The organism is Conservatibacter flavescens, from assembly GCF_002795425.1.
GTDB lineage: Bacteria > Pseudomonadota > Gammaproteobacteria > Enterobacterales > Pasteurellaceae > Conservatibacter > Conservatibacter flavescens.
Window position 1 is genome coordinate 1 of record NZ_PHHA01000009.1, and the last position, 13,740, is coordinate 13,740.

At 40.0% G+C, this 13,740-nt stretch carries 15 protein-coding genes; 8 read left to right on the plus strand and 7 right to left on the minus strand.

Annotated features, from left to right (window positions below):
• The 3 genes from CVP05_RS12600 to CVP05_RS05050 all read left to right on the plus strand — a co-directional run.
• The coding region (locus tag CVP05_RS12600) for a hypothetical protein (protein WP_165773123.1) at nt 1-339 on the plus strand (339 nt) is incomplete at its 5' end.
• Nucleotides 339-626, plus strand: coding sequence for a hypothetical protein (locus CVP05_RS05045; RefSeq protein WP_100288491.1), 288 nt, complete (start codon nt 339-341; stop codon nt 624-626). The genes CVP05_RS12600 and CVP05_RS05045, both read left to right, overlap by 1 nt.
• The gene (locus CVP05_RS05050; protein WP_133118703.1) at nt 589-1,038 is read left to right on the plus strand and encodes a hypothetical protein; all 450 of its coding nucleotides are present in this window, start codon (nt 589-591) and stop codon (nt 1,036-1,038) included. The genes CVP05_RS05045 and CVP05_RS05050 overlap by 38 nt, the downstream gene beginning before the upstream one ends.
• Nucleotides 1,039-1,065: 27 nt before the next feature.
• On the opposite strand, the gene coaD is transcribed toward CVP05_RS05050, so the two are convergent.
• Nucleotides 1,066-1,548 (minus strand): pantetheine-phosphate adenylyltransferase, encoded by a 483-nt coding sequence (gene coaD, locus CVP05_RS05055; RefSeq protein WP_100288493.1) that lies wholly within the window; start codon nt 1,546-1,548, stop codon nt 1,066-1,068.
• Between the two features lie 17 nt (nt 1,549-1,565).
• Nucleotides 1,566-2,840, minus strand: coding sequence for a lipid IV(A) 3-deoxy-D-manno-octulosonic acid transferase (gene waaA / locus CVP05_RS05060; protein WP_100288494.1), 1,275 nt, complete (start codon nt 2,838-2,840; stop codon nt 1,566-1,568).
• An 87-nt stretch (nt 2,841-2,927) separates the two neighbouring features.
• Between waaA and CVP05_RS05065 the strand changes: the two genes are divergently transcribed.
• The 5 genes from CVP05_RS05065 to CVP05_RS05085 all read left to right on the plus strand — a co-directional run bounded on the left by CVP05_RS05065 (nt 2,928) and on the right by CVP05_RS05085 (nt 8,284).
• A complete protein-coding gene (locus tag CVP05_RS05065; RefSeq protein WP_100288495.1) occupies nt 2,928-3,692 on the plus strand; it encodes a glycosyltransferase family 2 protein in 765 nt (254 codons plus the stop codon).
• A gap of 206 nt (nt 3,693-3,898) precedes the next feature.
• Complete coding sequence (locus CVP05_RS05070) at nt 3,899-4,894, plus strand: TRAP transporter substrate-binding protein (RefSeq protein WP_100288496.1); 996 nt, start codon at nt 3,899-3,901, stop codon at nt 4,892-4,894.
• 79 nt (nt 4,895-4,973) lie between these two features.
• Complete coding sequence (locus CVP05_RS05075) at nt 4,974-5,600, plus strand: TRAP transporter small permease (protein ID WP_100288497.1); 627 nt, start codon at nt 4,974-4,976, stop codon at nt 5,598-5,600.
• Nucleotides 5,597-6,880 (plus strand): C4-dicarboxylate TRAP transporter large permease protein DctM, encoded by a 1,284-nt coding sequence (gene dctM / locus CVP05_RS05080; RefSeq protein ID WP_100288498.1) that lies wholly within the window; start codon nt 5,597-5,599, stop codon nt 6,878-6,880. The genes CVP05_RS05075 and dctM overlap by 4 nt, the downstream gene beginning before the upstream one ends.
• 108 nt (nt 6,881-6,988) lie before the next feature.
• Nucleotides 6,989-8,284, plus strand: a complete 1,296-nt coding sequence (locus CVP05_RS05085; protein WP_100288499.1) for an L-cysteine desulfidase family protein — start codon at nt 6,989-6,991, stop codon at nt 8,282-8,284.
• A 54-nt stretch (nt 8,285-8,338) separates the two neighbouring features.
• Here the strand turns inward: CVP05_RS05085 and CVP05_RS05090 are convergent, their stop codons facing one another.
• The 5 genes from CVP05_RS05090 to CVP05_RS05110 all read right to left on the minus strand — a co-directional run bounded on the left by CVP05_RS05090 (nt 8,339) and on the right by CVP05_RS05110 (nt 13,710).
• The gene (locus CVP05_RS05090) at nt 8,339-9,754 is read right to left on the minus strand and encodes a basic amino acid/polyamine antiporter (RefSeq protein WP_100288500.1); all 1,416 of its coding nucleotides are present in this window, start codon (nt 9,752-9,754) and stop codon (nt 8,339-8,341) included.
• Nucleotides 9,755-9,783: 29 nt separating this feature from the next.
• Nucleotides 9,784-10,671, minus strand: coding sequence for a homocysteine S-methyltransferase family protein (locus CVP05_RS05095; protein ID WP_100288501.1), 888 nt, complete (start codon nt 10,669-10,671; stop codon nt 9,784-9,786).
• A gap of 122 nt (nt 10,672-10,793) precedes the next feature.
• On the minus strand, nt 10,794-11,054 hold the full coding sequence (locus tag CVP05_RS05100; protein ID WP_243389202.1) for a DUF1294 domain-containing protein: 261 nt from the start codon (nt 11,052-11,054) through the stop codon (nt 10,794-10,796).
• A 16-nt stretch (nt 11,055-11,070) separates the two neighbouring features.
• Nucleotides 11,071-12,333 (minus strand): serine hydroxymethyltransferase, encoded by a 1,263-nt coding sequence (gene glyA / locus CVP05_RS05105; protein WP_100288502.1) that lies wholly within the window; start codon nt 12,331-12,333, stop codon nt 11,071-11,073.
• A 156-nt stretch (nt 12,334-12,489) separates the two neighbouring features.
• Nucleotides 12,490-13,710 (minus strand): DUF711 family protein, encoded by a 1,221-nt coding sequence (locus tag CVP05_RS05110; protein WP_100288503.1) that lies wholly within the window; start codon nt 13,708-13,710, stop codon nt 12,490-12,492.
• Nucleotides 13,711-13,740 lie beyond the last annotated feature (30 nt).

A 13,740-nucleotide genomic window follows, 5' to 3' on the forward strand; every position in this document is an offset into this window, starting at 1 on the left:
GAAAAAAACAGAGCAGAAATTATATCCGGTAGTAAATATTATAATGTGATTTTAAATAATACTTGTGCGGAAGAAGTGAGAAATGATGTGATAGGCGATGCAATTCCCGATTTACCCTATGGACGAAGTCTGGCGGTATTAACATCAATTAGTGCAATTAATCCCTATGCATTTTATGACCAAATGAAACAGTATGCCGCTAAAACCAGGTATATTGGGGAGTTTGTTGTGGATAAGGGCGATGAAGAAACAACAGAGTTATTTTGGAGAACATTTATGGATAAGATTCGTGAAGGAAAAAATCCTCGCGATGTGCTTTTGCCAGAGGAGAAAAAGTAATGAAAGCGCTTAAATTTTTAGGGATGAGTATATTATCCTTATTTTTCAGTACCCTATCTATTGCAGAAGTAACTAAAGCTGATAATCTTCAATCCGATTATATCAAAATTGATAGAATGACCGCCAAACAGGCCTATCAATTTACCCGTCAAGATGTGGAGGTGGTTAAAAAATTAATTTATAGCTCCTTAGCAATTCTGGAACAAAAATCAACTATTTATCGTGAGTTAGCCAAGCTAGGCAAACCTTTTGAGGGGGGGGGAACATGTACCGAAAAAATGGTTTGAACCAATAACCCGTGGTGATATTGTAATTAGATATATATTTAGAGAGGCGACGACAGAACAACCAGAAATTGCAGGGATGTATGGCAGCTATCTAAGAAAGCATTTAAGACAAAAGCGGTGGGATTATGCAAGTATTGGATTTTTAGTGGACGATTATGGACAAGCGACGGATTTTTTAGACAGTGATTTTGAGGAATTTGATTTAGTGTTTAAAGAAAAAATCGACCCGCAAAGTTTATCGGATTATGACCGACAAACATATACAAAGGGGCAATGTCATATGCTTTACCAGTTTGCTCGTTTTGTGGGTAAGGAAGAATACCACTTTTATTTTTGTGTGAATCAAGATAATTATGATGAAAATGCCAAATACCCCAATAAATGGGGCAGTTTGGTGATTGAATTATGGTAATCTCGGAAACGATGAAAAACCAAAATTTTAGCTAATCTTTGATCTAACCCTTAATGCCTCTAAAACCGGTTTCGGCACTAACTGGCTGACATCTCCTCCATGAAGGGTTATTTCACGAATCATCGTCGAAGAAACATAGGACCAACGATCGGACGGTGGAAAGAATAAACTTTCAACACCTTGAGTTAATAAGCGGTTTAAATGAGAAAGTTGCAACTCATATTCAAAATCCGCAACAGCACGCACGCCGCGTATAATGGCTTTTGCTTGTTTTTCTTTGATCAAATCGGCTAACAAACCAGAAAAACCCACAACGGTTACATTAGAAAGGTGTGACACCGATTTTTCCACTAACTCAACACGCGTGGCTAATTCAAACATCGGCTTTTTATTTGGGTTCGCAGCGACAGCAACAATCAAATGTGGAAATAATAATGCTGCGCGCGCTATAATATCTAAATGCCCATTAGTGATGGGATCAAAGGTGCCCGGATAAATTACTGTTGTCATGTTAATTCTCTATTTATTCATTTTTCTAAATAAGGGCGTAACAAAGCGAATAAACGCTGTAACGCGCCTTGATTTTCCACTAATACATCATATCCTGCATAACCATAGCGCTCACGCAAGGCCGGAGAACGTAAATATTTACTGACCGCACTTGAAATCGCTTTCGCATTTTCATTCACTAATAATACGCCATGTACTTGTAACAATTTATCAAATACATCAGGAAAATTGAACACATACTTACCGCTAATAACAGGTAGTTTGAATGCTAAAGGTTCAAGCGGATTATGCCCGCCATGCTTGACTAAACTTCCTCCCACAAAAGCAACATCAGAGACACCATACATAGTCATTAATTCCCCCATCGTGTCTCCTAATAACACATTTGTCTGCGCCGTAATGCTGTCATTCGTGCTTCGTCGACAATAGCAAAACTTCCGTTTATGTAACATATCTGCTACCGAATTAAAGCGCTCGGGGTGGCGTGGCGAAAGAATCAATAATAAATTAGGAAATGTCGCTAATAAAGTGCGGTGCGCTTCCAGAATAATTTCATCTTCACCTTCATGAGTGCTCCCAGCTACCCAAACAGGTCGACTTCCTATTTGTGCCTTGAGCTGTTTTACTTTACTCAATAATTCAGAACTCAGCACTAAATCATATTTAATATTCCCTGTCAGCTTTAAGTTTTTTTCATCATAACCTAAGGCCAAATAACGCTGTCCACTTGTACTATCTTGCGGTGCAATCAATGTGATCTCGTTGAGCATATTTTGCAATTTATGCTTTACCCAACCATAACGTTTCGCTGAACGAGGCGAAAGCCTCGCATTGGCAATAATAAATGGTGTTTGACGTTGATATAGTTGACGAATTAAATTGGGCCAAATTTCTGTCTCAATCACAATACAGGCTTTCGGTTGGACAAAATCCAAAAAACGATTTAACGCATCAGGTAAATCATAAGGCAAATACATATGGGTCACGCTCTGCCCAAAAGCTGAATTTACTCGCTCTGAGCCCGTCGGTGTCACTGTTGTGACAGTAATGGGTAAATGAGGATATTCCCGTTGAATTAGTCTGACTAGTGGTGTTGCTGCAATGACTTCCCCCACAGAAGCTGCATGAATAATCACGCCGTGAGGTACTGGTTTTCTCACTTGATAGCACAATCCATATCGCTCCCCCAATCGCTTACGATAATTGGGTGATTTTAAACTGCGAATTCCCATAAACAGCAAAATAAAGGGCTGCAATAGATACATGAGTGAAGTATAAAAAAAACGTGACATAACTATATTTAGATTTAAAATAGATCTCTCATAGTATAAGGCTTTCTTCCGAAGACATAAAGTACATCAAAACACAAAGGATAAAATATGCCGACCATTAGCGTTGCCATGATTGTTAAAAATGAAGCTCAAGATCTTGCTCAATGTTTAGACACCGTAAAAGATTGGGTTAACGAAATCGTAATTGTTGATTCAGGTAGCCAAGATGCTACTAAACAAATTGCGCTAAGCTATGGGGCAAAATTTTATGAACATACTGACTGGCAAGGCTTTGGAAAACAACGTCAAATTGCCCAACAATATGTTACCGGTGATTATATACTTTGGCTAGATGCTGACGAACGGGTTACACCGGAGTTACGCCAATCTATTCAACAAGCAATTGCACAAAATAAAACGGATACCGTCTATCAATTCTCTCGTTTAAGCGAAGTGTTTGGCCGAAAAATTCGCCATTCTGGTTGGTATCCTGATCCGGTTGTACGTCTTTATCCAACCCAATTAGCACAATATAACGATGCTCTCGTTCATGAAAAAGTCATTTATCCTAAAACAGCCAATATTCAACGGTTAGCAGGCGATTTATTACATTATACTTATAAAGATCTCCATCACTATCTTACAAAGTCTGCCAACTATGCTAAAGCATGGGCAACACAACGTGAGCAAGCCGGCAAACGGACTAATTTGCTACAAGCAGTGAGCCACGCTTTGAGCTGTTTCATTAAAATGTATCTGTTAAAACAAGGGTTTCGTGATGGCAAACAAGGTTTTTTATTAGCGGTGTTATCCGCACATTCTACTTTTGTAAAGTATGCCGATTTATGGATTCGCCAAGTCACTCGCCAATAACCCGCGAGATCGCCAAATATTGACAAGACTTTTATGACAAAAAACACACCGCACTTTTTTGCGCTAATTCACTTTTTTAGTAAAAAATAGGTATAAAATTGAGAGGTGTGTCAAACTTTTGTAAAAATATTATTTACAAGCGTTTCAATTTTGTTAATCATCTCCACTGAAGAGCGTTCAACTCAAATAAAACAGGGAGATTTCTTATGTTAAAACAATTGAAAAAAGTCACCACCGCTTTAGCGATTAGTGCGGCTTTCTCTTTCTCAGCCTTTGCTGCCGACCCTATCGTAATAAAATTCTCACACGTTGTTGCTAACGAAACACCGAAAGGTCAAGGCGCATTAATGTTCCAAAAACTCGTTGACGAACGTCTCGCAGGAAAAGTTAAAGTAGAAGTCTATCCAAACTCATCTTTATATGGTGACGGAAAAGAAATGGAAGCGCTATTATTAAATAACGTGCAAATGCTAGCGCCTTCCTTAGCAAAATTTGATAAATATACCCCTAAAATCCAGCTTTTTGATTTACCTTTCTTATTTGATGATATCAAAGCCGTTGAGCGCTTTGAACAAAGTGAAGCAGGAAAGTCTTTGTTGACTTCAATGGAAGACAAGGGCATCACAGGCTTAGGCTATTGGAATAATGATTTAAAACAACTTTCTGCTAACAAAGAATTAATTGAACCTAAAGATGCGCGTGGTTTGAAATTCCGCGTACAGGCCTCTGAAGTGTTAGATGCACAATTTAAAGCCTTACGAGCGGTACCACGTAAAATGGCATTTGGTGAAATGTATCAAGCGTTACAAACCGGGACTGTAAATGGTGCTGAGAATCCATATTCCAATATTTATTCACAAAAAGTACATGAGGTACAAAAATTTATCACGGAATCTAATCACGGTTTATTATCCTATATGGTTATTGTAAACACTAAATTCTGGAATAGTATCCCAGAAGATATTCGCGCAGAATTATCCGCGATTTTGGATGAGGTTTCAGTAGAAGTGAATAAAAAATCTCATGAACTCAACTTATCAGATAAACAAAAAATCATTGATGCGGGTACAACCAAAATCATTACACTAACCCCAGAACAACGTGAAGCGTGGCGTGAAGTTATGCGCCCAGTGTGGAAACAATTTGAAGGTCAAATTGGCGCTGACTTAATTCAAGCTGCAGAAGCTTCAAATAAACAATAATTATCGCCTTTTTATGGCGCAAAAGTGCGGTAATTTTTACCGCACTTTTTTAGTTGTAATCCTTCATAGGAGTAAAAATATGTCATACTTAAAATGGTTTTGGGAGCGCTTTGAAGAATGCTTCATTGCAATCTTACTTATGGTGATGACACTCGTCACATTCTTTTATGTTGTATTTAATAATCTTTATAATGTCTTTTTTGAACTTGCCGACACTTTTCCTAGCACTGCAGGATTCGCAGAACCTATCGGCGATTTCATCATGACCCTCGCTCAAGAAATGACTTGGAGCTTAGCCATTACAAAAGCCTGCTTTGGGTGGTTAATTTTCTTCGGTGCAGCCTATGGTGTGCGTATTGGTGGCCATATTGGTGTTGATGCTATCGTAAAAAAATTAACAAAACCATCACAACGCTTAGTCAGTATTTTAGCCGCTATCGCATGTATTGTTTATGCCGTTATGATTGCCATCGCGAGTTATGATTGGATTGAGGCCATGTATATCAGTAATATTGGTGCAGAAGATCTACATCATTTTGACATCAAACTTTGGCATATCGGCGTGATTATGCCCGTTGGTTTCAGCTTAATTGCCATTCGCTTTATCGAGGTGCTATACCGTATTCTAACTGGCAAACAAACCACTTTAGGCTTAGCTGATGAATCTGAAGATGCGCTAAAACTTGCACAAGGAGAAACAAAATGACCGTTATCGTATTATTTGTTCTGTTATTTGTGTTTATGTTTATGGGCGTCCCTATTGCCATTTCACTTGGGTTATCGGGGGCAATTGCCATTACTTTTTTCAGTCAAGATAGCTTAAGCTCATTGGCAATTAAACTCTTTGAAACCTCAGAACATTACACTTTATTGGCTATCCCATTTTTCTTATTAGCTGGCGCATTTATGACAACCGGTGGCGTTGCTAAACGTCTCATTGACTTCGCCAATGCCACTGTCGGACACATTCGTGGTGGTTTAGCCATTGCCTCTGTATTATCCTGTATGCTATTTGCCGCGCTTTCAGGCTCAAGCCCTGCAACCGTTGCGGCAGTTGGTTCAATCGCAATTGCGGGCATGGTTCGTTCTGGTTATCCCATTGGTTTCGGTACCGGAATTATTTGTAACGCTGGAACATTGGGTATCTTAATTCCACCCTCTGTCGTTATGGTCGTCTATGCGGCTGCAACAGAAACATCTGTGGGTCGTCTGTTTATGGCCGGCGTTGTACCAGGCTTATTACTCGGTACGGCATTAATGGTCGCTATTTATATTATTGCTCGTATCAAAAAACTCCCAGCCCAACCAAGAGCCAGTGTCAAAGAATGGTTTGCTGCTGCGCGCAAAGCCATTTGGGGCTTGCTCCTGATGGTGATCATTCTCGGGGGGATTTATAGCGGTATCTTCACGCCAACTGAAGCGGCGGCTGTTGCTGCGGTCTACTCCTTTATCGTCGCAGTCTTTATCTATAAAGATATTAAACTGAAAGATTGTCCGAAAGTATTATTGGAATCTGGCAAACTCAGTGTGATGCTAATGTTTATTATTGCAAATGCCATGTTATTTGCTCATGTTCTCACTACCGAGCAAATTCCACAGCTTATCACACAAGTCGTCACCGATATGAATTTACAACCTTGGACGTTCTTAATTGCGGTAAATATCGTGTTACTTATCGCTGGCGCCTTTATGGAACCTTCTGCGGTGATCTTGATTTTAGCGCCAATTTTATTCCCTATTGCGATGCAATTAGGCATTGATCCGATTCATTTAGGAATTATTATGGTTGTGAACATGGAAATTGGCTTAATTACACCGCCAATTGGATTAAATCTATTTGTATCATCAGCCATAACAGGCATGCCAATTACTGATGTCATTAAAGCGGCAATGCCATGGTTATTATTACTCATGTTCTTCCTGATTCTAATCACCTATATCCCAGCGATTTCATTAGCGCTACCAAACTGGATTGGTATTAATTAATCTCTAGGCGGACATTTGTCCGCCTTATTTTGCTATTTTTTTCATCATTGCTATATTAAAATACCCATTCGTCTTCATTTCTCTCAGATCAAACCTCATGAGGCATCTATGAATTTGCAGTTACAACAACTAGAAACCGCTATTTTAACAACCATTAAACAAGAAGTTGTGCCGGCTCTAGGGTGTACAGAACCGATTTCCCTTGCTTTAGCTGCAGCTGTCGCACGCCAATATTTAGGTGAGTTTCCTGAAAAAATTGAAGCTAAAGTCTCGCCTAATCTCATGAAAAATGGCATGGGCGTTACCGTACCTGGAACGGGTATGGTCGGCTTACCTATGGCTGCTGCAATTGGGGCGATTGGTGGCGATCCCCATGGCGGATTGGAAGTGTTAAAAAATATCAGTGAACAAGCCGTCAATCTTGCTAAACAAATGCTCCTAGAGAAAAAAATTACCGTCATCATCTTTAATACAGAACATATTCTCTATTCAGAAGCAACATTAATATCAGGTAAAAATAAAGTACGTGTTTGTATCGCTGAACATCATACTAATATCGTCACGATTGAAAAAAATGGCGAATTATTATTGCAGCGACCTTGTGTAAGCAGTACCGAAAATACTCAAAATATTTTCACCGCTCTTTCTGCTAAAGATATTTTTGATTTTGCTATGCAAGTTTCACTCGACAAAATTCATTTCATTGAAGAGGCTGCCACTCTCAATACGGCTCTCTCTCAAGAGGGATTACGTGCAGATTACGGCTTACATATTGGACGTACATTGCAAAAACAAATTGGACGGGGTTTACTCAGTGATGATTTACTTAATCGGATAGTCATTGAAACCACCTCTGCTTCTGATGCGCGCATGGGGGGCGCAAATCTCCCTGCCATGAGTAATTCAGGTTCAGGCAATCAAGGAATTACCGCGACCATGCCTGTCGTTGTCGTCGCTCGACATTTACAAGTAAGCCAAGAAAAACACATTCGAGCCTTATTTCTTTCTCATTTAATGGCTGTATTTATTCATAGCAAATTGCCAAAACTCTCCGCATTATGCGCGGTTACAACAGCCGCGATGGGAAGTACCGCCGGTGTGGCATGGTTACTCACCGAAAAATTTGAGGCAATTAGTATGGCCATTAGCAGTATGATCGGAGATATCAGCGGCATTATTTGCGATGGTGCTGCCAATAGCTGTGCGATGAAAGTTTCAACAAGTGTTACTTCCGGTTATAAATCCGTCTTAATGGCGATGGAGGATTCACATGTCACTGGTTGTGAAGGTATTGTAGAACATGATATTGATCGTTCAATTAACAATTTGTGTAATATTGCCTCACGCAGTATGCAATATACTGATCGTCAGGTGATTGAGATTATGATGAGTAAACCACAATAATTCATCGTAAAAGTGCGGTTAAAAAATCCAAATTTTTAACCGCGCTTTCTCTGATTATCCCCAATCTACATTGTTAAAACTGTTATAGACCGCCCAAACAAATAATATGGCAATAATGACTAACAATACTTTCTCACCATTATTTAACTCAAATCGTTTACCTTTAAATTGATAGCGCGAATATAAAAATAAACCTATACCCGGAACATACAACAAAACTGAGAGTAACAAATAATCCAAGCCTGCAGCATAAACGATCCACAATCCATAGAGGGCCGCCATAAAACCGGTTAATTTAATATACCAAGCAGCATTTTCCTGTAATGATAATTTAAACAAATACGCACCAATAAGAAAATATGGCACAAGGATCATAGAAGTCGAAATAAGGAGCAGTGCATTATAACTTTTTCCCGTTAGCAGCACTAATACAAGACAAAACTGAACAACCAGTCCTGTGAACCACAAAGAGTTAATCGGTGTACCATTAACATTCAATTTATCTAAAATGCGTGGGAATGCACCATTTTTTGCTCCACGATACGGTACTTCTGCAGAATACATCGTCCAACTAATATAAGAAGCAAGCACAGAGACAATTAAACATAAGGTAATTATCCATTTGCCTGCGCCACCCATCATATGTGCTAATAAACCTGCCATTGAGGGATTAGACATACTTGCAATGGTTTCACGCGGTAATACCCCTAACGATAGCACGGTAATTGCAACATATAACACTAATGCAATAACAATACCTAATACCGTTGCAACGCCCACATCACTACGTTTTTTCGCATGAGCAGATAATACCGCCGCACCTTCAACCCCAGTAAATACCCATAATGTAATCAGCATGGTGTTCTTAACCTGATCTGATACATTGTTATTTAACCCATTACCTTGCCAATCTTGTGCAAATTGTTCCGGTGAAAAATACCAAATTGCCAAACCAATAAATAAAACCAATGGGAAAACTTTTACAAACGTGGCAACAAGGTTTACGGAAGCCGCTTCCTTAACCCCTCCCGCAATCAACCAATGTACTAACCAAACAATAATGGATGCGCCAATAAAGGAAGCTATCGTATTACCTTGTCCAAATAACACATAATCCGCACTATCGGTAAAGGTTCCAATCCCTTCAAAAGCCACAACCAAATAGCCGACAATTCCAATTGTTGCACACAGCCAATATCCCCATGCAGACAAGAAACCGACTAAATCACCAAATCCTTCGCGTGCATAAGTATAAATCCCACCATCTAACTGCGGTTTCAAACGCGAAATAAAAAAGAAAGAAAGCCCCAAAAAGATAATCCCGACACCTGTAATTGCCCAACCAATAAGCAATGCTTCGGCGCCTGCCACTTCAGCCATATTTTGTGGGAGGCTAAAAATACCCGAACCGATCATCGAGCTTAAAACCAATGCGGTTAATGAAAGTAAACCAATTTTTCCTTTAGACATTGTTGTGTTTCCAAATAAAAATCATGCAGTTATTTAAGTTTCGCTGCTAATACCGAAATATGTTCAGGCCCAATTCCACAACAACCGCCAACAATCGTTGCCCCAGTGGCTTTCCATTTTTCAGCCCAACCTAAATAATCTAGTGGCGCCAAATCGGTACGGATTTCATCTAAACCGTCATTGGCTGTCGCCTCTTTAGGCTGTGGTGGAAAAGCATTCGCATATGCCCCAAATTCAATATGAGTAGCCTGCTTTTCTGTTAAGGTATCACGTGTTACCTCCAATGCTGCGCCAATTACCTCAGGCTGACAACAATTGAACAAGATAGCCTCCGCGCCCAATTCAATCATTTTTTCTACCGCACTTTTTACACTTTCTCCTGAACGTAAACAAGGTTCTGCCTGTGGGTTTTCATCTTCTAGAGTAAAAGACACCCAAAACCGACGTTTATCCTGAGGCAATAATGGCAGTACAGATACCGGTTCAATAATGGCACTTTGCGTTTCAAACAACCAAAAATCCACATAAGGCGCAAGGCCTTCAATAATAGGTTGCGCCAATTCTTTCACGCGTTCCTGTTGAATTAAATCCGGACGATATGAACCAAATAGCGGTGGTAATGACCCCGCAATACGCACCTGTTTTTGACTATTTTTGACCGCACTTTTGGCCAAACGTCCAGCTAAATCCGCTAAATCACGCCCTTTCAAAGCAAACCGTTGTTCACCAATATGAAAAGGCACAACCGCATAACTATTTGTCGTAATCACATCAGCGCCACTTTGAATAAACGCACTATGTACTTCCTCTATCGCACTAGGCTGCTCAATTAAAGCTAAAGCTGACCACTCTGGTTGCTGAAAAGGCGCGCCACGACGAGCTAACTCACGCCCCATTCCTCCATCTAAAATTTTCATTTTTTTCCTATTCACTTGCTAATCAAAATGTTAACGAATACAAAACGTCATCATTCAAAAAGAATAAACTCAAATCTATTTACGCTCTACAAACTTTTCGTTATAAATTATAACTTAGCTTGTTAGTTCACCATAAAAACCAAGTAGTACGGCACGCCAATCAGCCAGATCAATGCACTCATAATAACAACGATTTTAAAACTCATATGCTGTGTTTTATGGCGAAAATGTTGCATACCTAAATGCACGCCCATAAAACCGCCAAGCAAACTCAGGCTAAAAAACGTACGTTCCGAAATACGCCATTGCTGATTTTTCGCTTTCTGCTTATCTAAGTACATCAAAAAATAAGCGGCAATATTCATTGCCGCTATATAAATCATGATTGCAATCGTAAGATTAAGCATAAACCGGTAAGCGTTTGCAAATATCTAAGACTTTCGCTTTAGTTGCTGCAATTACTTGTTCATGGTTATCTTTACCGATAGATTCAATAACATCACACATCCAGCCTGCCAATGCTACTGCATCTTCTTCTTTGAAACCACGACGAGTAATAGACGGAGAACCAACACGGATACCAGAAGTGACAAACGGTTTTTGCGGATCGTTCGGTACGGAGTTTTTATTCACCGTAATATTAGCCGCACCCAGTGCTGCGTCTACAGCTTTACCAGTTAACCCTTGTTTAATGAAGCTAACAAGGAATAAATGGTTTTCTGTACCATTTGACACCACATCAAAACCACGATTTTTGAACACTTCCACCATAGCTTGTGCGTTTTTCAATACTTGTTTTTGATATTCTTTAAATTCAGGCTCTAAAGCTTCTTTGAAACATACTGCTTTAGCGGCAATCACGTGCATTAATGGGCCACCTTGACCCGCTGGGAACACGGCACTTTGCAATTTTTTATAGATATCTTCGTCGCCAGCAGCCGAAAGAATCAAGCCACCACGAGGACCTGCTAATGTTTTATGGGTTGTTGTAGTCACTACATGAGCATGAGGAACTGGATTCGGATAAATGCCTGCAGCGATAAGGCCCGCAACGTGCGCCATATCCACAAACAAGTATGCGCCCACTTCATCTGCAATTTTACGCATTTCCGCCCAATCGATCACTTGAGAATAGGCAGAAAAACCGGCAACCAACATTTTCGGTTTTACTTCATGAGCTTGTTTACGCAAAGCTTCATAATCAATCACACCATCTGCAGTAATACCATATTGTTCAGCATGATAAATTTTACCGGAGAAACTCACCGAAGCACCATGTGTTAAGTGACCACCGTGTGCCAAGCTCATACCTAAAATGGTATCACCCGGATTTAACAATGCCATATAAACCGCTGCATTAGCTTGAGAACCTGAATGCGGTTGAACGTTGGCATATTCTGCCCCAAATAATTCTTTCGCACGATCAATCGCCAATTGCTCAACAATATCCACATATTCGCAACCACCGTAATAGCGTTTGCCCGGATAACCTTCCGCATATTTATTGGTTAATTGTGAACCTTGTGCTTCCATTACACGTGGGCTGGTATAGTTTTCAGAGGCGATTAATTCGATATGCTCTTCCTGACGGCGATCTTCATCTTGCATAGCTTGCCATAATTGAGGATCATAATCTGCGATATTCATACTTCTTTTTAACATAGGTCTCGTCCTTATAAGAGTGGGGAATAAATTAACAATAATATTCTACCTGTTTATGCTACGATTTTTAACTAAAATCTCATGCTTATTTTTTGTTTCAATAATGAATTCAATTCATTTGAAAAATTTGGTAAAACCGACCGCACTTTGGTCGATTTAAGGTACGGCTAAAATTTTGCAATTACACAAATCTGCGCTATCAAACTCCGTCAACTCACCCGCTTTGCGGTTTGGAATGGGGAACAAACGTACTGTCAAAGGCTTGTTCAAACGAAATGCCATCGTACCGGTATCACGCATTAATGCCGCAATTTTTTCCACATCCGTATCACCCGGAATCGGCACAGTATCTAAACCGATACCACACACTGCACTATAAGTTAGCAGCGAACGAATATCAAATTGTGCATTTTGCGTACCTGCTGCCAAACCGAGATCTTCTGTTACTGCTAACATGAGGCCTGAAAAACCCACCAATGACACATTTTTCACAGATTTAAACACGCGAGTTAACAACGAAGAGGCTTCAACAGTACCCGCTGCTCCAAAATACGGTACACCCAATAATTCATAAACTTCCGTCATAGAGGCGCAATTTTTTGAGGGAGCAGCAGAACTGTCCATTCCCGCAAATTGAAAATTGCCCGATAATGTTACCGAATTCACCGCACTCAGTACCTCATCCACATGATACTGCAAGGCTTCTGACATAGCTTGATAACTTTGTTGGAAAAAATCATTGTGTGATGTCGCATTTAATTCTTTCAACACCGCAACGAATAGATCCGGTGTTTCCAAGCCAATCACAAAGCTATTCGGCACATCACTGCGATGATAACCGGCAGGAAAATAAGGAATAAAGGGGTTGCAGTTAAAATTCACGGTAAAATTAAAATTGCCTTCGCCCCTTGCTGTAATAGCTGCAATACGTTGCACTGCTTGAGCTGAATACATTATCAGTTCATTATTTAAAATGCCGTTTTCATCCAGCGGCACATTAACACAAGCGTTGCAAAGATCACCGAAATCCGCAATGAGATCGGGCAACATCGCAATTTCCTCTGCATTACGGGCTTCGCCTACCGCAAAACGAATGCGCAATCCGCTTTCGTTCATCTCTTGCAGTAATTGCTTCAAGTATGCGAAATCCCCTTTTGCTGCGGCTAAATCCGTTAAATCCAAATATTCGCCAAAAGGATTGGTGACAATGCGGATAGACTGCACTTCATAACCTTTAGCTTGAATCGCGGGAACTAAAAGAGCAAATTCTGCTTTGGCTTGATTTAATGCCTGCTGCCATTGGCTTTTATCTTGCGTTAAAGATAAAAATAAGGTGACAGTGCGCACACGGCAAAGAGATTTTTGTTGGTAAATCATAAAATTCCTTTTACATTAGAGGCTGTTGAT